Consider the following 24,769-nt stretch of genomic DNA (forward strand, 5'->3'; position numbering starts at 1 on the left):
CCGAAGACTCGCGATTGCCGGGGCTCAAGCCAGAGAAGCTTTGGCTTTCTCGACAATCGCAGCAAACGCTGCTTTTTCGTTCACTGCCAGATCGGCCAGAACCTTGCGGTCGATCTCGATGGACGCTTTTTTCAGGCCGGCGATGAAACGGCTGTAGGACAGACCGTTGACACGAGCACCAGCGTTGATACGAGCGATCCACAGTGCACGGAACTGACGCTTCCGCTGACGGCGGTCACGGTAGGCATATTGACCGGCCTTGATCACCGCCTGCTTGGCAACACGGAATACGCGCGAGCGCGCACCGTAGTAGCCTTTGGCGAGTTTCAGGATTTTCTTGTGACGGCGACGAGCGATGACGCCACGCTTAACACGAGCCATGAGTTATTCCTCTGAGTCTTGACCGGATCAACGAACGCGCAGCATGCGCTCCACTTTTGCGACGTCGGATGCGTGCAGCAACGAAGTGCCCCGCAGTTGACGCTTACGCTTGGTGGTCATCTTGGTCAGGATGTGGCTCTTGAAAGCGTGCTTGTGCTTGAAGCCGTTACCAGTCTTCTTGAAGCGCTTCGCAGCACCACTCTTGGTTTTCATCTTTGGCATGTTCGGACTCCACTTAGTGAGTGATTACACATAACCGCAAGGCCTGCCAGTGCCCTGGTGGTTATTTCTTTTTCTTGGGAGCGATGACCATCATAAGCTGGCGTCCTTCCATCTTCGGATGCTGTTCGACGGCACCGTATTCGAGCAGGTCCTTTTCGACCCGCCTCAACAGTTCCATACCCAGCTCCTGGTGGGCCATCTCACGACCACGGAATCGCAGGGATACCTTGGCCTTGTCCCCATCTTCAAGGAAACGTATCAGGTTGCGCAGCTTGACCTGATAGTCGCCATCTTCCGTCCCTGGTCGAAACTTGATTTCCTTGATCTGTTGCTGGTGCTGGTTCTTCTTCGCCGCAGCAGCCTGCTTTTTCTTTTCGAACAGGTGCTTGCCGTAGTCCATGATCCGACAAACCGGTGGCACCGCATCAGCGGATATCTCCACCAGATCCAGCTTGGCCTCCTCGGCAGCGCTCAGCGCTTCATCGATGGAAACCACACCAATCTGCTGGCCGTCCACACCAATCAGGCGAACTTCACGGGCTGTGATGTTCTCGTTGATCGGCGCCTTCGGGGCGGCCCGCCTATCCTGTCTCATTTCACGCTTAATAGTTCTTACTCCAAATCTTGGCGACCACGCCGGGAAACCGCTTGCTGCAACTGCGCAGTGAACTGCTCGATGGGCAGCGAGCCCAGGTCGATACCTTCACGGGTACGCACAGCAACGGATCGAGTCTCGACTTCCCGATCTCCAATAACCAAGAGATAGGGAACCTTGAGCAAAGTATGCTCGCGGATTTTAAAGCCGATCTTCTCGTTTCTCAAGTCGGCCTTGGCACGAAAACCACTTTGAACAAGGGTTTTCTCCACTTCGCGAGCGAAATCCGCCTGTTTGTCGGTGATATTCATGATCACCGCCTGCACCGGCGCCAGCCAGGCCGGGAATGCCCCCTCGAAATGCTCGATAAGGATACCGATGAAGCGCTCGAACGATCCCAGGATCGCGCGGTGCAGCATGACCGGGTGCTTGCGGTTGTTGTCCTCGGAGACATACTCGGCACCGAGGCGAACAGGCAGATTGAAATCGAGCTGCAGTGTACCGCACTGCCAGACGCGACCCAGGCAATCCTTCAGCGAGAACTCGATCTTCGGCCCATAGAAGGCACCCTCGCCCGGCTGCAGCTCATAGGACAACCCGGCACTCTCCAGCGCGGACGCGAGCGCCGCCTCGGCACGATCCCACAGTTCATCGGAGCCCACGCGCTTTTCCGGACGCGTGGAGAGCTTGAGCTGGATATCGGTGAAACCGAAATCGGCATAGACCGCCTGGGTCAACCTGATGAAGTCGGCCGACTCGCTCTGCATCTGCTCTTCGGTACAGAAGATATGCGCATCGTCCTGGGTGAAGCCACGCACACGCATGATCCCGTGCAAGGCGCCAGACGGCTCGTTACGGTGGCAGGCACCGAACTCGGCCAGACGCAGCGGCAACTCGCGATAGCTCTTCAGGCCCTGGTTGAACACCTGCACATGGCACGGGCAGTTCATTGGCTTGATCGCGTAGTCGCGGCTTTCCGACTCCGTGGTGAACATGTTCTCGGCATAGTTGGCCCAATGCCCGGATTTCTCCCAGAGCACGCGATCGACCACCTGCGGCGTCCTGATTTCCAGGTAGCCGTTATCGTGCTGCACCTGACGCATGTACTGCTCGAGCACCTGGTACAGCGTCCAGCCATTGGGATGCCAGAACACCATGCCCGGCGCCTCTTCCTGGGTATGGAAGAGATTCAGGCGCTTGCCGATCTTGCGATGATCGCGCTTCTCGGCTTCTTCGATGCGCTGGATATAGGCGGCCAACTGCTTTTTGTCCGCCCAGGCGGTGCCATAGATACGCTGCAGTTGCTCGTTCTTCGAGTCCCCACGCCAGTAGGCGCCGGAAATCCGCGTCAGCCTGAAGGCTTTCAGGAATCGAGTGTTCGGCACATGCGGGCCGCGGCACATGTCGACGTATTCTTCGTGGTAATACAGCCCCATGGCTTGCTCATCGGGCATGTCGTCGATCAGGCGCAGCTTGTATTCTTCGCCACGCGCCTTGAACAGCTCGATGACCTCGGCCCGCGGCGTCATTTTCTTGATGACATCGTAGTCCTTGTCGATCAGCGCCTTCATGCGCTGCTCAATGGCCGCCATGTCCTCCGGGGTGAAGGGGCGATCGATGGAGATGTCGTAATAGAAACCTTCATCGATGACCGGGCCGATCACCATCTTCGCATTCGGATACAGCTGCTTGACCGCATGCCCTATCAGGTGGGCACAGGAGTGACGGATGATCTCCAGCCCTTCCTCGTCCTTAGGCGTAATGATTTGCAGGGTCGCATCCGTCTCGATCAGGTCGCAGGCATCGACCTGCCGGCCATTGACCTTTCCGGCCAGGGTGGCCTTGGCCAACCCCGCGCCAATGGAACGGGCGACTTCCAGCACGGATACCGGGTGATCGAATGAACGTTGACTGCCGTCGGGAAGAGTAATGATGGGCATGGCGCCTCCTCTCCTAGTGGTGACCCCTACCAAAGGCCACATGGGTGGGATGAGCCAGTAAAGCGATCCAACGGACAAGCCTGCCTCACAGTGGCAGGGCTGCGACTGCCCGCATGAACCGGAGTCACTGGAAATCGGTGAAACAATACAAATCTGCCTGCAGAAGATCGGGAAAACGCACATCATCTGCACACGAAAATTCACCAAAACAAAAAAGGCGACCTTCTAAGGCCGCCTTTTTGTAACTTACACCATTGCGTAAGCATTTGTTTGGTAGGCACAATTGGATTCGAACCAACGACCCCCACCATGTCAAGGTGGTGCTCTAACCAACTGAGCTATGTGCCTTCGATGGGGGCGCATTCTATAGATACTCACTGGGGAGTCAAGTACTTTTTTTGGGCTAAGCTGCTGATATTCGGAATATTTGCAGATCACCCCATAGACAGTGCCCAGCAGCGCCCGCCTCTCCTCACATGACGAGTCTGCATCGCGTATTCGGAACAGGGGTTTCACCATGCCGCACACCGACTATCCAGCCTCCTACTATGCCGCTTCGGCCAATCCAGCCCCTTCCCGCCCACCGCTGGAGGGCGACCTGCACACCGACGTTTGCGTGATCGGCGCAGGCTACACGGGGCTATCGACAGCCCTCTTCCTGCTCGAGCACGGTTTCAAGGTGGTCGTCCTGGAAAGCGCCAGGGTCGGCTTCGGCGCATCCGGGCGCAATGGTGGCCAGATCGTCAACAGCTACAGCCGTGACCTGGACACCATAGAGCGTAGCGCCTCCCGCCGACACGCCGAGCTGATTGGCGCCATGGCCTTTGAAGGCGGCCAGATCATCCGTGAACGCGTCGAGCGTTACCGGATCGACTGCGACCTGAAGGATGGCGGCATCTTCGCTGCGATCACCAGCAAGCAGCTCCGCCACCTGGAAGCGCAGCAGAAACTCTGGGCACGCTATGGCTATGACCGGCTGGAGCTACTGGATGCCCAGGCCATCCGGCGCTCCGTGGCCAGCGAACGTTACCTGGGCGGTATGCTGGACCTTGGCGGCGGCCATATCCATCCACTCAACCTTGCCCTGGGCGAGGCCGCGGCAGTGGAGTCGCTGGGTGGCGTGATATACGAGCAAACGCCCGCGCTCAGCATCGAGCGCGGCGAAAACCCGCTCATCCATACTCCACGAGGAAAGGTCACGGCCAGATTCGTCGTGGTCGCAGGCAATGCTTACCTGGGCAACCTGCTACCCGAACTGACGGCCAAGTCGATGCCTTGCGGCACCCAGGTCATCGCCACCGAGCCGCTGTCCAGCGAGCAGGCCGCCAGCCTGATCCCACAGGACTACTGCATCGAAGACTGCAACTACCTGCTCGATTATTACCGCCTGTCCGCCGACAAGCGCCTGATCTACGGTGGCGGCGTGGTCTACGGCGCCCGAGACCCGGCTGACATACAGGCAATCATCCGCCCCAAGATGCTCAAGACCTTCCCGCAGTTGCAGAGTGTGAGCATCGACTACGCATGGACCGGCAACTTCCTGCTGACCCTGTCCCGCCTGCCACAAGTCGGGCGGCTGGGCAGCAATATCTACTACTCCCAGGGCTGCAGCGGGCACGGGGTGACCTACACCCATATCGCCGGCAAGATCCTGGCCGAAGCGCTACGCGGACAGGCGGAGCGCTTCGACGCCTTCGCCAGCCTGCCCCACTATCCGTTCCCCGGCGGGCACAGCCTGAGAGTACCGCTCAGCGCCCTCGGCGCGATGTATTACAGCCTGCGCGATCGACTGGGCTTCTAGGGTCGCCGGCATCAAGGGCAGTCCGGCAGCGCCTGGCACTGCCCCGCGGCAACTCCTTTCGGCGCCGGCAACGGCCAATCCAGACGCCGGTCGTCGGGAGCCAGCCTGCGCGAACAGGCCAGTGCCGCAGACGCCTCGACGGCACAGCCATTCTCGGCCAGTACATTGGACAGGTTGAACCACGCCGCCGCAAAACCGGCATCCAGCTGGATACTCTTGCGTAACGCCTGCTGCGCACCAGCCCCATCGCCTTCCTGGTAAAGGCTGTTGCCCAGCGCAAACCATGGCAAAGGGGAACTCCAGCGTTGCGCCGCACTTTCATAGGCCCTGCGCGCAGCCTGCCGCTGCCCCACCTGCTCGAGATCGCTGGCGGCCGCCATCCATGTAACCGGCTCGGCAGTGGCCGGCAACCGTTCCGGCTCCTGGGTCACCACGGCCCAGCGCCCGCCTTTGTGCCAACTGCGCAGAAACGAGCGGAAATCATCGACCAGCCGCTCGTTCGTCCCCGAGCGCAGGATGAGCTCCTGCCGCTCCAGGTCATAACCCACCACCACCGCGAAATGCCAGAGCGGCCAGTGCTCGAACGCCAGGTTCTGCAATACGAGCACCGGATTACCCGCGGCGACCTCCGCCAACAAACTCTCCAGCCGCGGCTTCAGTGGATAGACCAGCAGGCCATGCGCTCGGGCCGCCGCAACCATTTCCACCTGCAAGCTGCCCTTGCGCTCCGGTATATAGACACGTTCGACCAGCGCTTGCGGACTGGTATCGATGCCACGATGAGTCAGCACGGTAGCCAGCGCGGCAGGGCCACACTGGTATTCATCCTGAGCAAAGAAGGGTACCTCGACCAATTCGACCCGCCGGGGCAGGTCCGCATCCCCCGATAAGACCAGCGGAGAACGCGCACAAGCCCCGAGCAGACCGCACAGTAACAGCAGGGAAAAAGTGCGGATCAACGATGGCGCATTCAACGATCGATGCATTTATCGATTAATGCATTTGACGAAGTTGAAGATATTGGTGGCGCACAGCAGGTCCGTAATGATGAAGATCACCAGGAACAGCACGATCACGCCCACAACGCCAGCACCGGCCGGCGCCTGTTCGAGCTGCTGGTTGAACTGTGCCAGTTCGGCCGGAGTCAGGCTATTGATACGCTTCTCCACCTGCTGCCGATCCACGCCCATGGACGCCAGCTTCTGCTTGACCTCTTCATCGTCCAGCATACCGAGCAACTGCTGCTGATCGATACGCTGCTGCTGTTCGGCGACGACCTCGGGCGTCCCGATCATGGCAGCCTGGGCAAGCGGTATCTGGGCGACCAGCATGAAATGCAACGCGGCCACGACCGCGGCAATACGCTTCATCAAAATGGACTTGAACATGACGGGAATCTCCTTCTTGTCTGATTGCCGGCCGCCGCCACAGGCAGCAACCACCGAACACTAAGACGCCCAGTTGGGCGGTACAGTTCCACCGGCACGGATACCGACCGTCCGCATCATGCGCCCCACGGCAAACGCGAGCACCACCGGCCACTCGGGGAGCATCTTTCACAGCAACGCGATGCGCGACGAAACGGAAACAGGCCCTACGGCAACATTGGGAACTTAACGCGAAAAACTTCCGTCACACACGACACCTCTCATGGAAAAGGAAATGCACCATGCGCCTCCTCCTGAAACTACCGGCACTCTTGCTCATCATGGGTAGCCTGGCCCTGGCCGGCTGCTCCACACCCAGCGTCATCACCCTGGATGATGGCCGGGAAATCCAGACATTGGACCGCCCCGACTACGATGAGGATTCCGGCTTCTATGAATACCAGTTGATCGATGGCAGCTCGGGCAAGGTCAACAAGGACCGGGTTCGAACCGTGCGCGACCTTTGAGCCGCCGGATAAACATCGATGAAGGTCTTGCCCTGCGAGAAAAAATATGTAGAATGCGCGCCAACTTCGGAGTGTAGCGCAGCTTGGTAGCGCGTCTCGTTCGGGACGAGAAGGTCGCAGGTTCGAATCCTGTCTCTCCGACCAAATCCTGAAACCGGCCTTACGGCCGGTTTTTTTATGGCTGAATGAAACACTTGCAAGAACCATGCAGGTTTTCATTGACAGCTTGCGAACAGCCTGTAGAATGCCGGCCCACAGACGCGGGATGGAGCAGTCTGGTAGCTCGTCGGGCTCATAACCCGAAGGTCGTCGGTTCAAATCCGGCTCCCGCAACCAAACCTTGGACCCCGCTGGCATCGCCAGCGGGGTCTTTCTTTATGCGCTCCGCGCGACCACCCCGCCTTGGCTCAAGCGAATGAACGAGCAGCAGGCACGCGGCCAAAGCCCGGTCGAATGCTTACGCGCCTGGAGCAACCAGCCTCCCGCCGACCCTGGGCGAGAACTTCGGCGGCCAGCAGCGCCTCATCCAGGCTGTCACTGACCATCGCCAGCAGTTACGCCCCCAGGGGAAGCAGCAGAGACACTCCATAGACGACGGTCAGAATGCTGCCCATCAGGGTGACGCCGCTCGCCCCGCCCAACTCATAGGCAACTTCCACGAGCGAGACCGCCATGCCCACTCGCGATACCGGCGCCACCCGCATGATGGTGCTGGATGCCGCCGTCATCATTGCGCCGAGCCCTACGCCCGGCATGACCAGATAGGGGATCCGTAGCGAGCGGGCGGTACCGTAGCCGAACGGATAAGCCAGCATAGCCGCCCCGACACCAGCCACCGCCCGGTGCCAACTCGCGGCAACGGAGCCTGGCGAGATCAGCTGTTCTCAGGAGCGTATCGGGCGTGATGCGACACCAGCAAACTTGACCCCCGCCAAGGGCATTTTTAAACTCCGATGAATTTTGCCCCAGGGATTTTATCCAGCCAATGCTTCCAAATGCCCTCAAAAGCTCGATTCCAGGCGCCTTGGCAGCCTCTGGCAGAGCGCTCGCCCTCCTGCTGGCCGCAGCCCTGGCCGGTTGCCAGAGCCAGACCAGCACGCCACCGGAGCCTACTCAGCCAGTGCGCGAAAGCGCGAACCTGATGCAGATGCTGCCACAGGAAGATGTCTGGCTGATGGAAGCAGCCGAAACACCGGCACCGCAGGACATATGGATACGAGTACGCGAGGGCTTCCGGTTCCAGGAACATCTCGACAACAACCCGCGCGTCGAGCAACAGCGCCTGTTCTTCGCCGGGAGGGCCAAGAGCATCGAGGCGGCAAGCGTGCGTGGTGCGCCTTATATCCACTACATCGTCGAGAGCCTGGAAGAACAGGGCATGCCGTTGGAGCTGGCGCTGCTGCCGATCATCGAAAGCGCCTATGACCCCTTCGCCTACTCGCCGTCACAGGCGGTCGGTCTCTGGCAGTTCATTCCCTCGACCGCGCGCAATTTCAACCTGCGTCAGACCAACTGGTACGATGGCCGTCGCGACATCACCGCCTCGACCCATGCCGCGCTGCGTTACCTGAACTACCTGCACGGCCTGTTCAATGGCGACTGGCTGCTGGCCCTGGCCGCCTACAATGCCGGCGAAGGCACCATCAGCCGGGCCATCGAACGCAACCAGAAGCTGGGCCTGCCCACCGATTACTGGAACCTTTCGCTGCCCCGGGAAACCCGCGACTATGTGCCGAAGCTGCTGGCACTATCACAGTTGGTGCTGTCGCCGCAGGCATATGGCATCAATCTGAACCCCATCGCCGACGAGCCCTACTTCGAGGCGATCGCCCTGCAGCAGCAGGTGGAACTCGCGCAGATCGCGAAACTGGCCGATCTGGAGGAAGAAGAGCTCTATCAGTTGAACCCCGCCTTTACCCGCCGCATCACCCAGGATGGCCCGCAACAGTTGCTGGTGCCCTCGGAGAAGGCGGAAATGCTGATGGCCAACCTGGCATTGATGAAACCGCAGGAGCCGGTGAAATGGCAGCAGTACAGGGTACGCGCCGGTGACACCCTGGGCTCCATCGCCAACAGCCACAGCGTCTCCGTCTCGGTCATCCGCGATATCAATCGCCTGGCGGACGATCGCCTGCGCATCGGCCAGACCCTCAATATACCGGGCAGCGATGGCCAGGCCCTGCACATCGTCAGGCACGCCGAGCCCGTGCGCAGCTATCGGGTAAAGGCCGGTGATAATCTCTGGGATATCGCCAAGTCGCAGCGTGTATCGGTGCGCGACCTGCAGCGCTGGAACGGCCTTTCGGGCAGCAGCCTGCAAGTCGGCCAGACCCTGCATCTGCAGGACAGCGGCACGAGCGTCAGCGCCAGTGGCAAGCGCACGCCGACCTATTATCAGGTCAAGCCCGGCGACTCGCTGCATCGTATCGCCAAGCAATTCAATATCAGGATCAACCACCTGAAAAGCTGGAACCCCGGGGAAAGTGAAGCCCTCAAGCCCGGCCAGACACTGACCCTGTATCTCGCCAAGTGAGCGCTTGCCCGATGGCGTTGCCGCCGCTGGCGCGCAACGGCCTGTCGCGGCGAGCTTTTTCCCGGCAATACAAGCTGTTACTGTAATCGACCGTCAGACCAGAGCGCTCCACGGATCGTGCACCCAATTTTCCTTCTGCTGCTCTGCCTGAGCACCAGCCTTGCCGCCCTCGCAGCTCCCCATGAAAGCCATGGTTACGCTCAGTTCGGTACGCTCAAGTATCCGGCGGACTTCACCCATTTTTCCTGGGTCAATGCCCAGGCGCCCAAGGGCGGCACGCTGCGTCTGATGGCGGCTGGCACCTTCGACACACTCAACCCTTATACCTTCAAGGGCAGCAGCCCCAGCGCCGCGCCTGGCTTCACCCAGTACGGCATCAGTGAGTTCAACGAACCGCTGATGGCCGGCACCGGCGTCTATGACCCCTCGGGCGACGAGCCTTCCTCCAGCTACGGGCTGATCGCCCGCTCGATCGAGTACGCCGACAACCGTAGCTGGGTGGTATTCAACCTGCGCCGGGAAGCCCGCTTCCATGACGGCATACCGATCACCGCCTACGACGTGGCCTTTTCCTACCGCACCCTCATCCGCGACGGGCACCCGCAGTACCGCACCAACCTCAAGGGCGTCAAGCGCGTGGATATCCTTGGCCGCCATCGCATCCGCTTCGTCTTCGACCAGCCGGACAACGGCCTGCTGCTGATGCGCCTGGGCGAACTGCCGGTGCTGCCGCAGCACTATTGGAAAGACCGCGACTTCAAGGCCACCACCTTCGAGGCCCCGCTGGGCAGCGGCCCCTATCGCATCACCCAGGTCCAGCCAGGCCGCCGCGTGATGTTCGAGCGAGTCAGGGACTGGTGGGGAGAAAAACTCTCGGTCAACCGCGGCAAATACAATTTCGACCGGGTCGAGGTCGAGTTCTACCGGGACAACACGGTCGCCTTCGAAGCCTTCAAGGTCGGCGCTTTCGATATCTTCCTGGAGAACCAGGCGAAGAACTGGGCCAGCGGTTACCAGTTCCCCGCCGTCCAGCGCGGCGATGTGATCCGCGCGGAAATCCCGCATCAGATACCCACACCGACCCAGACACTGTTCATGAATACGCGCCGCGCGGTATTCAACGATATCCGGGTACGCGAAGCCCTGGGCTTGATGTTCGATTTCCAGTGGACCAACCGTGCCCTGTTCTACGATGCCTATCGACGCAGCGAGAGCTACTACCCCAACAGCGACTTCGCCGCCACCGATACACCGCGTGGCGCAGAGTGGCTGCTGCTCTCACCTTATCGCCAGCAACTGCCCAAGGCGCTGTTCAGCCAAGCGTTCCGGCTGCCGGGTACCGAAGGGCGCGGTATCCCCCGGGAGAATATGCGCCGCGCCCTGCAACTCCTGGGCAAGGCCGGCTTCAGGCCTACCGGCGAACGCCTGGAAAACGCCCAGGGGCAACCGCTGCGCTTCGAGATACTGCTGGTCAACCCGCGCCTGGAGCGGATTCTCCAGCCCTATGTGGAAAACCTCTCGCGTATCGGCATCCAGGCCAGGATACGCAGCGTGGACAGCGCCCAGTACAAACAGCGGCTGGACCAATACGACTTCGACATGATCCTGATGACGCTGCCGCAGAGCCTGAGCCCGGGCATGGAACAGTGGCTGTACTTCCATTCCAGCCAGGCGGACGTGAAAGGCGGTCGCAACTACGCCGGGATCCGCAATCCGGTCATCGACGAGTTGCTGCAGAAACTTCTGGCCGCCCGCAGCCGCGAGGAACAGATCGCCGCGGCACGCGCCATCGACCGCGTCCTGCTATGGAACCACTACAGCATCCCCAACTGGTTCATCGACCACCATCGCCTGGCCTATCGAAACCGTTTCGCCCATGTCACCACCCCGCCCTATACACTCGGACTACGCGCCTGGTGGCTGAAAGACCTGGAGAAGGCACAATGACCCAACGTATTCGGCATGGATTTCTGGCAGGCCTCGGCCTGGCCACGCTCGTCTGCCTGGGCGGCCCGCTGCAAGCCGGCCCCCGCCACGCACTGACGCTCTACGACGAGCCGCCCAAGTACCCGGCGAACTTCCAGCACTTCGACTACGCCAATCCCGACGCGCCCAAGGGCGGCATCCTGCGCCAGGCCGGATTCGGCAGTTTCGATTCGCTCAATCTCTTCATCAACAAGGGCGTCCCGGCGGACAACATCGGCCTGATCTACGACACACTCACCACCAACAGCCTGGACGAGCCCTTCAGCGTTTACGGCCTGCTGGCGCAGAAGATCGAGAAAGCCCCGAACAACACCTGGGTGCGCTTCCATATCAACCCCAAGGCACGCTTCCACGATGGCCAGCCGGTCACCGCCGAAGACGTGATCTTCACCTTCGAGACCCTGACCACCCAGGGCCAGCCGTTCTACCGCGCCTATTACGCGGATGTCGACAAGGTCCGTGCCGAAGGCCGGCTGCTGGTGCGCTTCGACTTCAAGCGCAGCAATCGCGAGCTGCCGATGATCCTCGGCCAGATGCCGGTTCTGCCCAAGCACTGGTGGAGCGAGCGCGACTTCAACAGCGGCAACCTCGAAGCGCCACTCGGCAGCGGCCCCTACCGGGTCGGCAGGGTGCGCGCCGGCCGCTCCATCAGCTACGAACGGGTCGAGGACTACTGGGGCAAGGACCTGCCGGTCAACCGTGGCTTCTACAATTTCGACCGTGTCGACATCGACTACTACCGGGACAACTCGGTGGCCCTGCAGGCCTTCAAGGCCGGGCAGTTCGACTACTGGCTGGAGATCAGCGCGAAGAACTGGGCGACCGCCTACAAGATCCCGGCGGTGGCCGATGGCCGCATCGTTCGCGAGGAGATCGACAACCACAATCCGACCGGCATGCAGGGTTTCATCTTCAATACCCGCAGGCCGCTACTGCAGGATCGCCGGGTGCGCAAGGCGCTGTCGCTGCTGTTCGACTTCGAGTGGGCCAACCGCAACCTGTTCAATGGCTCCTATGCCCGCACCCTGAGCTACTTCGACAACTCCGAACTGGCCTCCAGCGGCCTGCCCGGCAAGGACGAACTGAAGATACTGGAGCCGCTGCGCGGGCAGATCCCCGACGAGGTCTTCGAACAGCCCTTCAGCCTGCCGCAGACCCAGGCCAACGGCATCATCCGCGAGCAGCAGCGCGAAGCCTACCAATTGCTCACCGAGGCCGGCTGGAAGATCGAAAACGACCGCATGCTCGACGCCCAGGGCAAGCCGGTGAAGCTGGAGTTCCTGCTGGCACAGACCGAGTTCGAACGCATCCTGCTGCCTTACAAGCGCAACCTGGCGGACCTCGGCATCGAACTGGAAATCCGCCGCGTCGATGTCTCCCAGTACATCAACCGCCTGCGCTCGCGCGACTTCGACCTGATCGTCAGCGGCTTCGGGCAATCCAGTTCGCCCGGCAACGAGCAGCGCGAATTCTGGCACTCGGCCAGCGCCGACAATCCCGGCAGCCGCAACTTCATCGGCCTGCGCGACCCGGCCATCGACAGCCTGGTCGACCAGTTGATCGCCGCCGACTCGCGCCAGGAGCTGGTAGCCCATACCCGCGCCCTCGACCGGGTGCTGCTGTGGGGCTACTACGTGGTACCCAACTGGCATATCAAGACCTGGCGCGTCGCCTACTGGAACCACCTGCAACACCCGGACATTTCCCCCGACCACGATGTCGGGCTGATGACCTGGTGGAGCAAGCCCGATGCCCGCAAGGCCCAGGCCGATACCGACGAACAGGCCAAGGCGGACAAGCTTGTGGAATCCGAGCCCGACAGCGCGGCGGAGCGATAATATGCTGGCCTACATCTTCCGTCGGCTGCTGTTGATCATCCCCACCCTGCTCGGCATCCTGCTGATCAATTTCCTTATCATCCAGGCCGCCCCCGGCGGCCCGGTGGAACAGGCCATCGCCAAGCTGGAAGGTTTCGACGGTGCCACCAGCCGTATCGCCGGCGGCGGTTCCGAAGTCGCCGTGGGCGGCGCCAGCTACCGTGGCGCCCAGGGCCTGGACCCGGAGCTGATCGCCGAGATCGAACGCCTCTACGGTTTCGACAAGCCAGCCCACGAGCGCTTCTGGATCATGCTCACCAACTACCTGCGGCTGGATTTCGGCGAGAGTTTCTTCCGCGATGCCAAGGTCATCGACCTGATCATCGAGAAAATGCCGGTATCCATCTCCCTCGGCCTGTGGAGCACGCTGATCATGTACCTGGTGTCGATCCCGCTGGGCATCGCCAAGGCCACCCGCCACGGCAGCCCGTTCGATGTCTGGACCAGCTCGGCGATCATCGTCGGCTACGCGATCCCGGCGTTCCTGTTCGCCATCCTGCTGATCGTGCTGTTCGCCGGCGGCAGCTACTGGAACTGGTTCCCGCTGCGCGGACTGACCTCGAACAACTTCGAGGACCTCAGCACCGCCGGCAAGATCCTCGACTACTTCTGGCACCTGGCCCTGCCGGTGACCGCGCTGGTGATCGGCAACTTCGCCACCCTTACCCTGCTGACCAAGAACAGCTTCCTCGACGAGATCAACAAGCAGTATGTGACCACCGCCCGCGCCAAGGGCCTGAGCCGCACCCGCGTGCTCTACGGCCATGTGTTCCGCAATGCCATGCTGATCATCATCGCCGGCTTCCCGGCAGCCTTCATCGGCATGTTCTTCACCGGCTCCTTGCTGATCGAGGTGATCTTCTCCCTCGACGGCCTGGGCCTGATGAGCTTCGAGGCGGCGATCAACCGCGATTACCCGGTGGTGTTCGGTACGCTGTTCCTGTTCACCCTGCTCGGCCTGCTGGTCAAGCTGGTCGGCGACCTGGCCTACACCCTGGTCGATCCACGCATCGACTTCGAAAGCCGGGAGGGTTGAGCCGAGATGAAACTGTCCCCCATCAACCAGCGCCGCTTCGCCCTGTTCCGCGCCCACAAGCGTGGCTGGTGGTCGCTGTGGTTGTTCCTCGCGCTGTTCGGCCTGAGCCTGGGTGCGGAACTGATCGCCAACGACAAGCCGATCGTGGTGCGTTACGACGGCGAGTGGTACTTCCCGGTGTTCAAGCGTTACCCGGAAACCACCTTCGGCGGCGAGTTCCCGCTGCAGGCCAACTACAAGAGCCCCTATATCCAGGAGCTGATCGAGGAAAAAGACGGCTGGATGATCTGGCCGCCGATCCCTTTCGACTACACCAGCATCAACTATGACCTGCAGGTACCGGCCCCGGCGCCGCCCTCGGGCGAAAACTGGCTGGGCACCGACGACCAGGGCCGCGACGTGCTGGCGCGGGTGATCTACGGCTTCCGCATCTCGGTACTGTTCGCCCTGACCCTGACGCTCATCAGCTCGGTGGTCGGCGTGGTCGCCGGCGCCCTGCAGGGCTTCTACGGCGGCTGGGTCGACCTGCTCGGGCAGCGCCTGCTGGAAATCTGGTCGGCGCTGCCGGTGCTCTACCTGCTGATCATCCTCGCCAGCTTCGTGCAGCCGAACTTCTGGTGGCTGCTGGGCATCATGCTGCTGTTCTCCTGGATGAGCCTGGTGGACGTGGTGCGCGCCGAGTTCCTGCGCGGGCGCAACCTGGAGTACGTGCGCGCGGCGCGGGCGCTGGGCATGGGCAACGGCGCCATCATGTTCCGGCATATCCTGCCCAATGCGATGGTCTCCACCATGACCTTCATGCCGTTCATCCTCACCGGCGCCATCGGCACCCTGACCGCACTGGACTTCCTCGGCTTCGGCCTGCCGGCCGGCTCGCCGTCGCTGGGCGAACTGGTCGCCCAGGGCAAGGCCAACCTGCAGGCGCCCTGGCTGGGCATCAGCGCATTCATGGTGCTGGCGATCATGCTGACGCTGCTGGTATTCATCGGCGAGGCCGCCCGTGATGCCTTCGACCCGAGGAAATGACATGGAGCAGAACCTGATCGAAGTACGCGACCTGGCGGTCGAGTTCGGCCATGGCGGCACGGGCGCGCAGCGGGCCGTGGAAAATGTCAGCTTCACCATCCGCCGTGGCGAGACCCTGGCGCTGGTGGGCGAGAGCGGCTCGGGCAAGTCCGTCACCGCCCACTCGATCCTGCGCCTGCTGCCGGCCCAGGCCAGCCATCCGGCCGGGCAGATCCGCTACGCCGGGCAGGATCTGCTGCGGGCCAGCGAAAAACAACTGCGGGCGATCCGTGGCAACCGTATCGCCATGGTGTTCCAGGAGCCAATGACCTCGCTCAACCCGCTGCACAGCATCGGCAAGCAGATCAATGAAGTGCTGGGGCTGCACAAGGGTCTGCGCGGCAAGGCGGCCACGGCGCGCACCCTGGAGCTGCTGGAACTGGTCGGTATCCCCGAGCCGGCCAAGCGTATCCGCGCCTTCCCCCATGAACTCTCGGGGGGCCAGCGCCAGCGCGTGATGATCGCCATGGCCCTGGCCAACGAGCCGGAACTGCTGATCGCCGACGAGCCGACCACTGCCCTGGATGTCACCGTACAACTGAAAATCCTCGAACTGCTCAAGGATCTGCAGGCGCGCCTGGGCATGGCCCTGCTGTTGATCAGCCACGATCTCAACCTGGTGCGGCGCATCGCCCATCGCGTATGTGTCATGCAGCGCGGTCGCGTCGTCGAAGAAGCGGACTGCGAGACGCTGTTCGAATCGCCACGGCACCCCTACACCCGGGAACTGCTGGAAGCGGACCCGAGCGGCGCCCCGGTGGAGGTCGAGAACGCCCCACCAATGCTACAGGCGCGGGACCTGCGCATCTGGTTCCCGATCCGCAAAGGGCTGCTGCGACGTACTGTCGGGCATATCAAGGCAGTCGACGGTGTAACCTTCGAACTGCCCCGTGGGCAGACCCTGGGCATCGTCGGCGAAAGCGGATCGGGCAAGTCCACCCTGGGCCTGGCCATCCTGCGACTGATCGCCAGCCAGGGCGAGATAGTGTTCCAGGGCCAGTCGCTGCAAGGGCTGTCGCAGCGCCAGGTCAGGCCCCTGCGGCGGCAGATGCAGGTGGTCTTCCAGGACCCCTTCGGCAGCCTCAGCCCGCGCATGTCGGTCGGGCAGATCGTCGGCGAAGGGCTGCGCATACATGGCATGGGCAATGAGGAGGAGCAGGAACGGGCGATCATCGCCGCGCTGGAGGAAGTCGGCCTGGATGCCGCGACCCGGCACCGCTACCCCCACGAATTCTCCGGGGGGCAACGCCAGCGCATCGCCATCGCCCGCGCACTGGTGCTGAAGCCGGCGCTGATCCTGCTGGACGAGCCGACTTCGGCGCTGGATCGCACGGTACAACGGCAAGTGGTCGAACTCCTGCGTTCATTGCAGGCAAAATACGACCTGACCTACCTGTTCATCAGCCATGATCTGGCGGTGGTACGGGCGCTGAGTCACCAGATCATGGTGATCAAGCAGGGCCAGGTGGTTGAACAGGGCGCGGCACAGGCTATCTTTGACGCACCGCAACACCCTTACACACAACAGTTGCTGGAGTCGGCCTTCCTGGCCCCGGCAGCAGATGAACCAGCAAAAAAAGGATAAAGACATGGGTTTTCTAACCGGTAAGCGCATCCTGATCGTCGGTGTGGCCAGCAAGCTGTCCATCGCCTCGGGCATCGCCGCCGCCATGCACCGTGAAGGCGCCGAACTGGCATTCACCTACCAGAACGACAAGCTCAAGGGGCGTGTCGAAGAGTTCGCCAGCGGCTGGGGCTCCGGCCCGGAGCTGTGCTTCCCCTGCGACGTGGGCAATGACGAGGACATCGCCAAGGTCTTCGAGGCGCTGGCGAAGAAATGGGACGGCCTCGACGGCATCGTCCATTCGGTCGGCTTCGCCCCTGGCGACCAGCTCAACGGCGACTTCACCGAAGTCACCACCCGTGAAGGCTTCAAGATCGCCCACGACATCAGCGCCTACAGCCTGATCGCCCTGGCCAAGGCCGGCCGCGAGCTGATGAAGGAGCGCAACGGCAGCATCCTCACCCTCTCCTACCTGGGTGCCGAGCGCACCATGCCCAACTACAACGTCATGGGCATGGCCAAGGCCAGCCTAGAAGCCGGCGTCCGCTACCTGGCCGGCAGCCTCGGCCCGCAAGGCACCCGCGTCAACGCCATCTCCGCCGGCCCGATCCGCACCCTGGCCGCCAGCGGCATCGCCAGCTTCCGCAAGATGCTGGCCGCCAACGAGAAGCAGACCCCGCTGCGGCGCAACGTGACCATCGAGGAAGTCGGCAACGCCGGTGCCTTCCTCTGCTCGGACCTGGCCTCGGGCATCAGCGGCGAAATCCTCTATGTCGATGGCGGCTTCAATACCACCGCCATGGGCAACCTCGAGGACTGACGACAGCGGCCTCAGACTGCAGGCGGCAAGCTTCGAGTCCGCGGTCTGCAGGGCGATCGCGCTATGCCGTTATTCACCTTCGATAAAAGCGCTGGAGGCTGGAAAGCTGGACGAAAAACATTGGCGGCCACGCTCTTTCGTCCAGCCCCCTGCCTTCCAGCGCTGTTTTCGGCTGTTTGCCGTGCATAGCCCGATCGCCCTGCCGAGGCCTGCCGCCGCTCTTGCCCCTCCCCCACAAACAGTGGGAACCTTGCCCGAGTCCGGGGCTCGAAACCCTGAGGGATAAAATCGTCCCGTCGGAACTGACCATGAGGAGAGGCAAATGGCTGTCGAATCAAGCAAGGCAAGTGCAAGCAAAGCCAAGAAGGCCGTGGAAGATGCTGTCGACGAAGTGCTGGAGCCCTCCAGACCGCTGATCGACAAGGAAGCCCATCGCCGCAACCTGCAGAATGCCCAGAGTGCGCTGATCGACGAATTCCACACCCTGATCGCCGATACCGAACGCCTGCTCCAGTACACCCAGGAAACCGCCGGCGAACAGAGCGAGGAACTGCGCGACAAGGTCAACGAAAACCTGGCCCGCGCCCGCGAGTTGATCAAGGAAACCGAAAGCAGCGTTCGCGACCAGGGACAGGTCGCACTGCAGAACACCGAGCAATACATCCAGGACAATCCCTGGAAATCCATCGGTATCGCGGCAGGCGTAGGCTTTCTGGTCGGCCTGCTGACTCGCCGCTGAACACCTGCGACAGGGGAATTCGAATGGATGCAAGGCAACCTGGCGATGATCCACAAGGACCATCGCTGAAAAAACTGGGAGGAGCCCTGGCCGGTCTGCTGCAAGGACACCTGGAGCTGCTGGGTCTCGAGTTCCAGGAGGAAAAGGCACGGACCTTCCGGCTGTTCCTGCTTGCCGGTATCAGCCTGATTCTCGGCCTGCTGATTCTGGTCGGTCTGTCGGCCGCAGTCGTCATCGTCTTCTGGGACGAACACCGCATCGCGGCGATCCTCGGCTTGTGCGCCGCCTATGCCATAGGCTTGCTCATCTGCATCCTCAATGCCGTACGACTGGTGAAGGCCGGTGCCACGCCATTCGAAGCCACCCTGCAGGAACTCGCACGCGACCGGGAGCGCCTATTGCCATGAGCCGCCCGTTGAGCAGCGCAGCACAATTGCAAGCACACAAGGAACTGGTGCGCCTGCGCATGGAAATGAATCGCCAGCAGTTGCGCTACCATGCACAACCACTGCTGGCCCCCCTGCGCCAGGCGCGGAATATCGTCGAGGCACGGCGCGAACACGCAACCTCCAGGAAGCCGCTGGCGATCGCCGCCACGATCGTCCTCGGCCTGTTCAGCCGCCGCCTGGGCCGGGTCGGTCGACTGGCGCGGGTCGCCCTCGCGGCCTACCCCATCATTCAGAGCCTGCGCCGGCAACGCCAGTAAAGCTGCGCCGGCCGCTACCGCAGGTCCGCTAGCGGTCGGCGCGGAAGGCTGGGGTAGTAGACAAAGGAGGCATTCCCGTAACCGGGCACATGAAGCACATTCATGCCATTGTCCCGAACGGTCGGACGACTGCAGTGTGACCTGAACCGAAATCAGGCATTCTGATACTCGGGCACACTGGTTCTCAGGAGAGAAGTCATTGGATTGGCATACCCTGCTCAACCGCGAGCGCCTCGGCAAGGAACCGCACAGTTCCCAGGAGCCGGGGCGTAGTCCTTTTCACAAGGACCATGACCGCATCATCTTCTCCGGGGCGTTTCGCCGCCTTGGGCGCAAGACTCAGGTGCACCCGGTATCCAGCAACGATCACATCCATACGCGCCTGACCCACTCGCTGGAAGTGAGCTGCGTCGGCCGCTCCCTTGGCATGCGTGTCGGCGAGGCGCTGCGAGGCGAACTGCCTGCATGGTGCGACCCGGCGGACATCGGCATGATCGTGCAATCCGCCTGCCTGGCCCACGACATCGGCAACCCGCCCTTCGGCCATTCCGGCGAAGACGCCATCCGCCACTGGTTCCAGCAGGCCGCCGCGCGTGGCTGGCTGGACGACATGAGCGACGAGCAACGCGACGACTTCCTCAATTTCGAAGGCAATGCCCAGGGCTTCCGGGTGCTGACGCAGTTGGAATACCACCAGTTCGACGGCGGTACCCGGCTGACCTACGCCACCCTCGGCACCTACCTGAAATATCCCTGGACCTCGCGCCACGCACAGGCTCTGGGCTACAAGAAGCACAAGTTCGGCTGCTACCAGAACGAGCTGCCGATCCTCGAACAGATCACCGCCCGGCTGGGCATGCCCCAGCAGCAGGAACAGCGCTGGGCCAGGCACCCGCTGGTGTACCTGATGGAAGCCGCCGACGATATCTGCTACGGGCTGATCGACCTGGAAGACGGCCTGGAAATGGAGTTGCTCGACTATGCGGAAGTCGAAGCGCTGCTGCTCGGCCTGGTGGGCGACGACCTGCCGGAAACCTATCGCCAGCTCGGGCCGCGTGACTCGCGCCGACGCAAACTGGCGATACTGCGCGGCAAGGCCATCGAACACCTGACCAACGCGGCGGCCAGTGCCTTTGCCGAGCAACAGTCCAGCCTGCTGGCCGGCGACCTTGCGGGTGACCTGGTCGAGCATATGCACGGCCCGGCCAAGCAATGCGTACTGCAAGCCAAGGCCATGGCGCGGGAAAAGATCTTCCAGGACAAACGCAAGACGCTGCATGAGATAGGCGCCTACACCACGCTGGAAATCCTTCTCAACGCCTTCTGTGGCGCCGCTCTGGAACAGCACGGCGGTAAACCCCTGTCGTTCAAGAACCAGCGTATTCTCGACCTGCTCGGCAACAACGCGCCCTCACCCGACTGTTCGCTCTATGAAGCCTTTCTGCGCATGATCGACTTCATCGCCGGAATGACCGACAGTTACGCAACGGAAATGGCGGGGGAAATGACCGGTCGCTCCAGCCCGGTGTAGCGCAATGGCCAAGACAGCTTCCAGATTCCTGCGACAGACCCTGCACTGGCAACCGGGCCGCCCCGCCTGGGGACCGGCCATGGTCGCCGGTCTTGGCTGCGCCCTGCCATTGCTGCTGGGCCTGTTCAGTGGCCATCCCGGCTTCCTCTGGGCCACGGTCGGCGCCTTCCAGGCAGCCAAGGCCAACCCTCTGCACCGCTTCGGCATGCTGCGCATGCTGCTGCTGATCTTTCTCGGTGCGAGCAGTGCCGGGCTCGGTTTCTGGGCCGCACCGCATCCACTGATCAGCCTCGGCCTGTTCGCGTTCTACGGCCTGTTGCTGGCCTGGCTGCAGCGTTATGGCAGCGAAGCCGGCAAGCTCGGTATCGGCCTGGCCATCTGCCTGTGCCTTGGCCAGGGCCAGTACGGCATCGCCGATTTCAACAATCCCCAGGCCATCGCCGTGCTGTTCGCCCTCGGCGGACTCTGGGTCACCTTGCTGGCATTCGGCCTGCGCGGCCTGCACGGCCTGCGCATGTGGCCATACATGCCACGCCTGCTGAGCATCGTGCGAACGCTGCATCGCCGGGCCAGGCGCACACCGATACGGCAGTGGCGGCTGCATGCGCTGACCTACCTGATCGCCTGTTCGGCGGCCGGGCTGCTGGTCAACCTGGCCGAACTGCCGCGCGGCTACTGGCTTACCCTGGCGGTCTTCACAACCCTGCAGATGGATATGCACAACAGCCTGCTGCGGGCGATACAGGCCAGCCTTGGCATACTCGCGGCCGCCACGGCACTGATCTACATGGGGCATAGCCTGGCCGATCCACCACTGATGGTGATGATCATGCTGCCGATGATCATGCTCAGCCGGGCCTTCCAGGCCAATCACTATGGCCTGTTCGTATTGCAGACAACCCTGTGTTTCCTGCTGCTGGCGGAAACCCTGGCCAATGACTGGCACCTACCGGAAATAAGGCTGATCAACGCCGCACTGGGTGTCGGGCTGAGCCTGCTGGTCATCGTGGCGATGCACCTGTTGGCAAAGGGCCTTGCCAGGCTCGGCAAACGCAGAAGCGCCGAGGCCCCTGCATAAGCTCTATACCAAGCGTTCTGGCGCAGGGGCGCCGCGACAGTCGATCCTTGATCCGATGCCAGGGCCTGTCGACCTTTCGTCGCGAGCGCGCCGGAGCCCGTTTTTACACCAGGCAAGGCGCGAGAGGCGAAGTTTGCTCAACGCACCCATAGGCCTCAGCCCTTCGGGGCTTACGCTCAAGAACGCTCCCGGCGTTTTTGTGGTGGGGCAAATAAGCCATCGAGTAACGCTGCCTCGCATGAAAACAGGCGCGACCCTTCGGGTTGTGCGAGAAATAGCCCCCGCTGTCGTTGCGGGACTTGGCAAGGAATGCCGCAAGCCCGCGGCAACGGGCGCGACCTGACCGGGAGGAATTTCTCGCGATAACGCGGCTTGCGCCGAAACGTCGGCAGGCCCTAGCGGTGTAAACCCGTCACGCAGTGACGTTGATCGGGTTTTGCGGGTACCACACGTCCATCAGCGGACTGACGCTGTATTCGGCCAGTTCGCCACGCCCCGCCAGCCAGTCCTGGGCCTGCTGGCGTTGCGCCTCGTCGACCGAACCACGGCGCGCCAGGCAGACGAAACCATAGTCCTCGCCACCGACATAGCCCAGCCCCAACGCCTCCAGCGTGTCCAGGAAGGCCTCTAGAAACGCATCGCGCTCGCTGTTACCGGCACTTTCCCGGTAAGTCAGGTTGATCTCGAAGCCCAGCTCCTGGAATTCATCGACACAGAGCTTCTTGCGCAAACGACGCGAACGGTTGGTCGCCATGGGTATGCATCCTCATAGTAGTGGTGGCGCGCACTCTAGCAGCAAGCGCATGACAAGGCGATCAAAGCGCATTGCCGGGTACCGCATAGCCCGTACAATGAGCGGCTTGCGAAGCGGATTCGTGACTGCCGCCTGTCCAGTCACAGCATGCACAGAATACCTTCATCATGAGAAAACTCTTTCGTTGCTTCATCGTGGGCGCCCTGAGTGCCCCGCTGGCCTTTTCCACCCTGGCCGCTCCCGTCCATCAGAGCCTGCCAGCCGCCGTCGAGCAGTCCCTGAAACGCAACAAGATAGAGTCTTCGGCGCTGTCCCTGGTGATGCTGCCGCTCACTGGCAACGCGACACCGACCATCGTCAACGCCGATGTCTCGGTCAACCCGGCCTCGACCATGAAACTGGTCACCACCTATGCCGCCCTGGAACTGCTCGGCCCCAATCACCAGTGGCGCACGGAGTTCTATGCCGACGGCCCACTGAAGGACGGCGTACTCGGCGGCAATCTGTACCTGAAGGGCGGCGGCGACCCCAAGCTGAATATGGAGCGGCTCTGGCTGTTGCTGCGTGACCTGCGCGCCAACGGTGTGCGCCAGGTCACCGGCGATCTGGTGCTCGACCGCAATTACTTCATCCAGCCCGACCTGCCACAGTTCGACGATGACGGCGGCGACAGCAACAAACCCTATCTGGTCGGCCCCGATTCGCTGCTGGTCAACCTCAAGGCCCTGCGCTTCGTCGTACGCAACGACGCCGGCAAGGTCGATATCGCCGTCGAGCCGCCGATCGCCACGGTAAAGATCGACAACCGGGTGCAAAGCCAGCCCGCCGCCAAGTGCCCCGGCTGGCCGGAAGTCGTCTACAACCCGGTCAAGAGCGCCGACGGCAGGGAAGTCACGGTGGTCGTCAGTGGCAAGCTGCATGTTGGCTGCAGTTCCCAGACCTACCTGTCCGTGCTCGATCACGAACACTATGCCGCCGGCGCGGTGCGCGCCATCTGGAACGAGCTGGGCGGCAGCATCCGTGGCCACGACCGCCTCGGCAGTGTGCCGAAGGATGCCCGCCTACTGGCACGGGCGCTCTCCCCCGACCTGGTGGAGATCATCCGCGACATCAACAAGTACAGTAACAACACCATGGCCCGGCAATTGTTCCTCAGCCTTGGCGCCGCCTTCCGCAACGAAGCCGACGGCGACGACGCCAAGGCCGCACAGCGGGTCATCCGCCAGTGGCTGGCGAAGAACCGCATGATCTCGACGCACCTGGTGATGGAAAACGGCTCGGGCCTGTCCCGCGCCGAGCGCATCAGCGCCAGGGAGCTGGGTACCATGCTGCAGAATGCCTGGCGCAGCCCCTATGCGGCGGAGTTCATCTCGTCCATGCCGATCGCCGCACGGGACGGCACCATGCGCAAGCGGCTGCTGAATACCGGTGTCGCCGGCCAGGCACATATCAAGACCGGCACCCTCAACACCGTACGCGCCATCGCCGGCTACAGCCGCGACAAGCACGGCGATGTCTGGGCGGTGGTCGCCATCCTCAACCATCCACGCCCCTGGGGCGCCTCGGCGGTACTCGACCAAGTGCTGATCGACCTCTACAGCCAGGCCCGCTGAACGCGGGCTATGCAGTAGCAGGACGAGCGGAGAACGTACAGCCGGTCACAGCGGTGTGATCGCAACATGCCTCGTTGCCAGCGGATTGGCAATCAAGTGTGCGTTTCATCGTAGGCCGCTGGCGGTGCCCTGTTACCCGTGGTGTCGTGAACCCGGCCAGCCCCGCTACGAAACCCTAGGTGGCCGGGAAGCCGACGAAGAGCGCCCCCTTATTCAGATGAGAGACGGGGTCATGCGCCTTTCGTAGCGGGGCCGGCCGGGCTCGCGGCGAATAGCGTGGCGGCGATGGAAAGAGCCGTCGGCGCAGAGCTGGGTTATTCGCAGGGCTTTAGGTTTCGCGCTCTTTCCCTCAGGCGCGGCTTAAGGTGGCTGTGAGGATGCCTGGTGGTGGGACGGGGCCTTCGCCGCCAGGGATGGCGGCGAAGAGCTACAGGGAGGTATTCACGCGTGCCCCGTCCCACCACCAGGCATTCGTACAAGGACGGTGATCCCGAGGTCATGTTCTACGATCCAGAAGCCAGACACACTATTGCCAATCCCGTCGCAGGCCGCACACGACATGCTCGCCCCGGCAAGACGAAAAGCTGCTGCATGTGCCCGCCCTGGCTTGCTACCGTATCCACCCCATCACTCT

At 62.3% G+C, this 24,769-nt stretch carries 23 protein-coding genes and 3 tRNA genes; 17 read left to right on the forward strand and 9 right to left on the reverse strand.

Features of this window, described 5'->3' with window-relative positions; all coding sequences use genetic code 11:
• Window positions 1–24 precede the first annotated feature (24 nt).
• The 5 genes from rplT to DNJ95_RS02485 form a co-directional block, all read right to left on the reverse strand.
• Window positions 25–381: a 50S ribosomal protein L20 gene (gene rplT, locus DNJ95_RS02465; protein ID WP_131183129.1), complete on the reverse strand. Its 357-nt coding sequence runs from the start codon at window positions 379–381 to the stop codon at window positions 25–27.
• 27 nt (window positions 382–408) lie between these two features.
• Complete coding sequence (rpmI, locus tag DNJ95_RS02470; RefSeq protein WP_131183130.1) at window positions 409–603, reverse strand: 50S ribosomal protein L35; 195 nt, start codon at window positions 601–603, stop codon at window positions 409–411.
• Between the two features lie 61 nt (window positions 604–664).
• A complete protein-coding gene (gene infC, locus DNJ95_RS02475) occupies window positions 665–1,198 on the reverse strand; it encodes a translation initiation factor IF-3 (protein ID WP_131183131.1) in 534 nt (177 codons plus the stop codon).
• Between the two features lie 17 nt (window positions 1,199–1,215).
• Window positions 1,216–3,138 (reverse strand): threonine--tRNA ligase, encoded by a 1,923-nt coding sequence (gene thrS / locus DNJ95_RS02480; protein ID WP_131183132.1) that lies wholly within the window; start codon window positions 3,136–3,138, stop codon window positions 1,216–1,218.
• Between the two features lie 271 nt (window positions 3,139–3,409).
• Window positions 3,410–3,486, reverse strand: a tRNA-Val gene (locus DNJ95_RS02485).
• A gap of 169 nt (window positions 3,487–3,655) precedes the next feature.
• Between DNJ95_RS02485 and DNJ95_RS02490 the strand changes: the two genes are divergently transcribed.
• Complete coding sequence (locus tag DNJ95_RS02490) at window positions 3,656–4,939, forward strand: NAD(P)/FAD-dependent oxidoreductase (protein WP_131183133.1); 1,284 nt, start codon at window positions 3,656–3,658, stop codon at window positions 4,937–4,939.
• Between the two features lie 11 nt (window positions 4,940–4,950).
• Here DNJ95_RS02490 and DNJ95_RS02495 read toward each other — a convergent pair whose 3' ends face one another.
• Both DNJ95_RS02495 and DNJ95_RS02500 read right to left on the reverse strand, forming a co-directional pair.
• Window positions 4,951–5,925 (reverse strand): PA2778 family cysteine peptidase, encoded by a 975-nt coding sequence (locus DNJ95_RS02495; protein ID WP_131183134.1) that lies wholly within the window; start codon window positions 5,923–5,925, stop codon window positions 4,951–4,953.
• Window positions 5,926–6,327, reverse strand: a complete 402-nt coding sequence (locus tag DNJ95_RS02500; RefSeq protein WP_131183135.1) for a PA2779 family protein — start codon at window positions 6,325–6,327, stop codon at window positions 5,926–5,928.
• Window positions 6,328–6,608: 281 nt separating this feature from the next.
• Between DNJ95_RS02500 and DNJ95_RS02505 the strand changes: the two genes are divergently transcribed.
• The 3 genes from DNJ95_RS02505 to DNJ95_RS02515 all read left to right on the forward strand — a co-directional run bounded on the left by DNJ95_RS02505 (window position 6,609) and on the right by DNJ95_RS02515 (window position 7,169).
• A complete protein-coding gene (locus DNJ95_RS02505; protein WP_131183136.1) occupies window positions 6,609–6,833 on the forward strand; it encodes a YgdI/YgdR family lipoprotein in 225 nt (74 codons plus the stop codon).
• Between the two features lie 67 nt (window positions 6,834–6,900).
• Window positions 6,901–6,977, forward strand: a tRNA-Pro gene (locus tag DNJ95_RS02510).
• Between the two features lie 115 nt (window positions 6,978–7,092).
• Window positions 7,093–7,169 (forward strand) — tRNA-Met (locus DNJ95_RS02515).
• A 218-nt stretch (window positions 7,170–7,387) separates the two neighbouring features.
• On the opposite strand, the gene DNJ95_RS02520 is transcribed toward DNJ95_RS02515, so the two are convergent.
• Window positions 7,388–7,648 carry a hypothetical protein gene (locus DNJ95_RS02520; RefSeq protein ID WP_131183137.1) on the reverse strand — a complete coding sequence of 87 codons (261 nt, stop codon included), beginning with the start codon at window positions 7,646–7,648 and terminating at the stop codon, window positions 7,388–7,390.
• Window positions 7,649–7,818: 170 nt separating this feature from the next.
• Here DNJ95_RS02520 and DNJ95_RS02525 point away from each other — a divergent pair, with 170 nt between their 5' ends.
• From DNJ95_RS02525 to DNJ95_RS02580, 12 genes are all read left to right on the forward strand, one after another.
• Window positions 7,819–9,366, forward strand: a complete 1,548-nt coding sequence (locus DNJ95_RS02525; RefSeq protein WP_131183138.1) for a LysM peptidoglycan-binding domain-containing protein — start codon at window positions 7,819–7,821, stop codon at window positions 9,364–9,366.
• A gap of 117 nt (window positions 9,367–9,483) precedes the next feature.
• The gene (locus tag DNJ95_RS02530; RefSeq protein WP_131183139.1) at window positions 9,484–11,313 is read left to right on the forward strand and encodes an extracellular solute-binding protein; all 1,830 of its coding nucleotides are present in this window, start codon (window positions 9,484–9,486) and stop codon (window positions 11,311–11,313) included.
• A complete protein-coding gene (locus DNJ95_RS02535) occupies window positions 11,310–13,190 on the forward strand; it encodes an extracellular solute-binding protein (protein ID WP_131183140.1) in 1,881 nt (626 codons plus the stop codon). The genes DNJ95_RS02530 and DNJ95_RS02535 overlap by 4 nt, the downstream gene beginning before the upstream one ends.
• 1 nt (window position 13,191) lies before the next feature.
• Window positions 13,192–14,265, forward strand: coding sequence for a microcin C ABC transporter permease YejB (locus DNJ95_RS02540; RefSeq protein ID WP_131183141.1), 1,074 nt, complete (start codon window positions 13,192–13,194; stop codon window positions 14,263–14,265).
• Between the two features lie 6 nt (window positions 14,266–14,271).
• The gene (locus DNJ95_RS02545) at window positions 14,272–15,291 is read left to right on the forward strand and encodes an ABC transporter permease (RefSeq protein WP_131183142.1); all 1,020 of its coding nucleotides are present in this window, start codon (window positions 14,272–14,274) and stop codon (window positions 15,289–15,291) included.
• 1 nt (window position 15,292) lies between these two features.
• Entirely contained in the window at window positions 15,293–16,915 is a 1,623-nt protein-coding gene (locus DNJ95_RS02550) for an ABC transporter ATP-binding protein (protein WP_131183143.1), read from the forward strand.
• 4 nt (window positions 16,916–16,919) lie between these two features.
• A complete protein-coding gene (gene fabI, locus DNJ95_RS02555) occupies window positions 16,920–17,714 on the forward strand; it encodes an enoyl-ACP reductase FabI (RefSeq protein ID WP_131183144.1) in 795 nt (264 codons plus the stop codon).
• 322 nt (window positions 17,715–18,036) lie between these two features.
• A complete protein-coding gene (locus DNJ95_RS02560; RefSeq protein ID WP_131183145.1) occupies window positions 18,037–18,453 on the forward strand; it encodes an ElaB/YgaM/YqjD family protein in 417 nt (138 codons plus the stop codon).
• A gap of 23 nt (window positions 18,454–18,476) precedes the next feature.
• Window positions 18,477–18,860, forward strand: coding sequence for a phage holin family protein (locus DNJ95_RS02565; RefSeq protein WP_131183146.1), 384 nt, complete (start codon window positions 18,477–18,479; stop codon window positions 18,858–18,860).
• Entirely contained in the window at window positions 18,857–19,159 is a 303-nt protein-coding gene (locus DNJ95_RS02570) for a hypothetical protein (RefSeq protein ID WP_131183147.1), read from the forward strand. Before DNJ95_RS02565 ends, DNJ95_RS02570 begins: the two co-directional genes overlap by 4 nt.
• Before the next feature lie 199 nt (window positions 19,160–19,358).
• Window positions 19,359–20,690 carry a deoxyguanosinetriphosphate triphosphohydrolase gene (locus DNJ95_RS02575; RefSeq protein ID WP_131183148.1) on the forward strand — a complete coding sequence of 444 codons (1,332 nt, stop codon included), beginning with the start codon at window positions 19,359–19,361 and terminating at the stop codon, window positions 20,688–20,690.
• Window positions 20,691–20,769: 79 nt separating this feature from the next.
• Complete coding sequence (locus tag DNJ95_RS02580; RefSeq protein ID WP_131183216.1) at window positions 20,770–21,768, forward strand: FUSC family protein; 999 nt, start codon at window positions 20,770–20,772, stop codon at window positions 21,766–21,768.
• 412 nt (window positions 21,769–22,180) lie between these two features.
• Here DNJ95_RS02580 and DNJ95_RS02585 read toward each other — a convergent pair whose 3' ends face one another.
• Window positions 22,181–22,522 carry a YggL 50S ribosome-binding family protein gene (locus DNJ95_RS02585; RefSeq protein WP_131183149.1) on the reverse strand — a complete coding sequence of 114 codons (342 nt, stop codon included), beginning with the start codon at window positions 22,520–22,522 and terminating at the stop codon, window positions 22,181–22,183.
• 167 nt (window positions 22,523–22,689) lie between these two features.
• On the opposite strand from DNJ95_RS02585, the gene dacB reads away from it, so the two are divergent.
• Complete coding sequence (gene dacB / locus DNJ95_RS02590) at window positions 22,690–24,135, forward strand: D-alanyl-D-alanine carboxypeptidase/D-alanyl-D-alanine endopeptidase (RefSeq protein WP_131183150.1); 1,446 nt, start codon at window positions 22,690–22,692, stop codon at window positions 24,133–24,135.
• Window positions 24,136–24,769: the final 634 nt, after the last annotated feature.

The organism is Stutzerimonas kirkiae (genome assembly GCF_004327335.1).
Taxonomy (GTDB): domain Bacteria; phylum Pseudomonadota; class Gammaproteobacteria; order Pseudomonadales; family Pseudomonadaceae; genus Stutzerimonas; species Stutzerimonas kirkiae.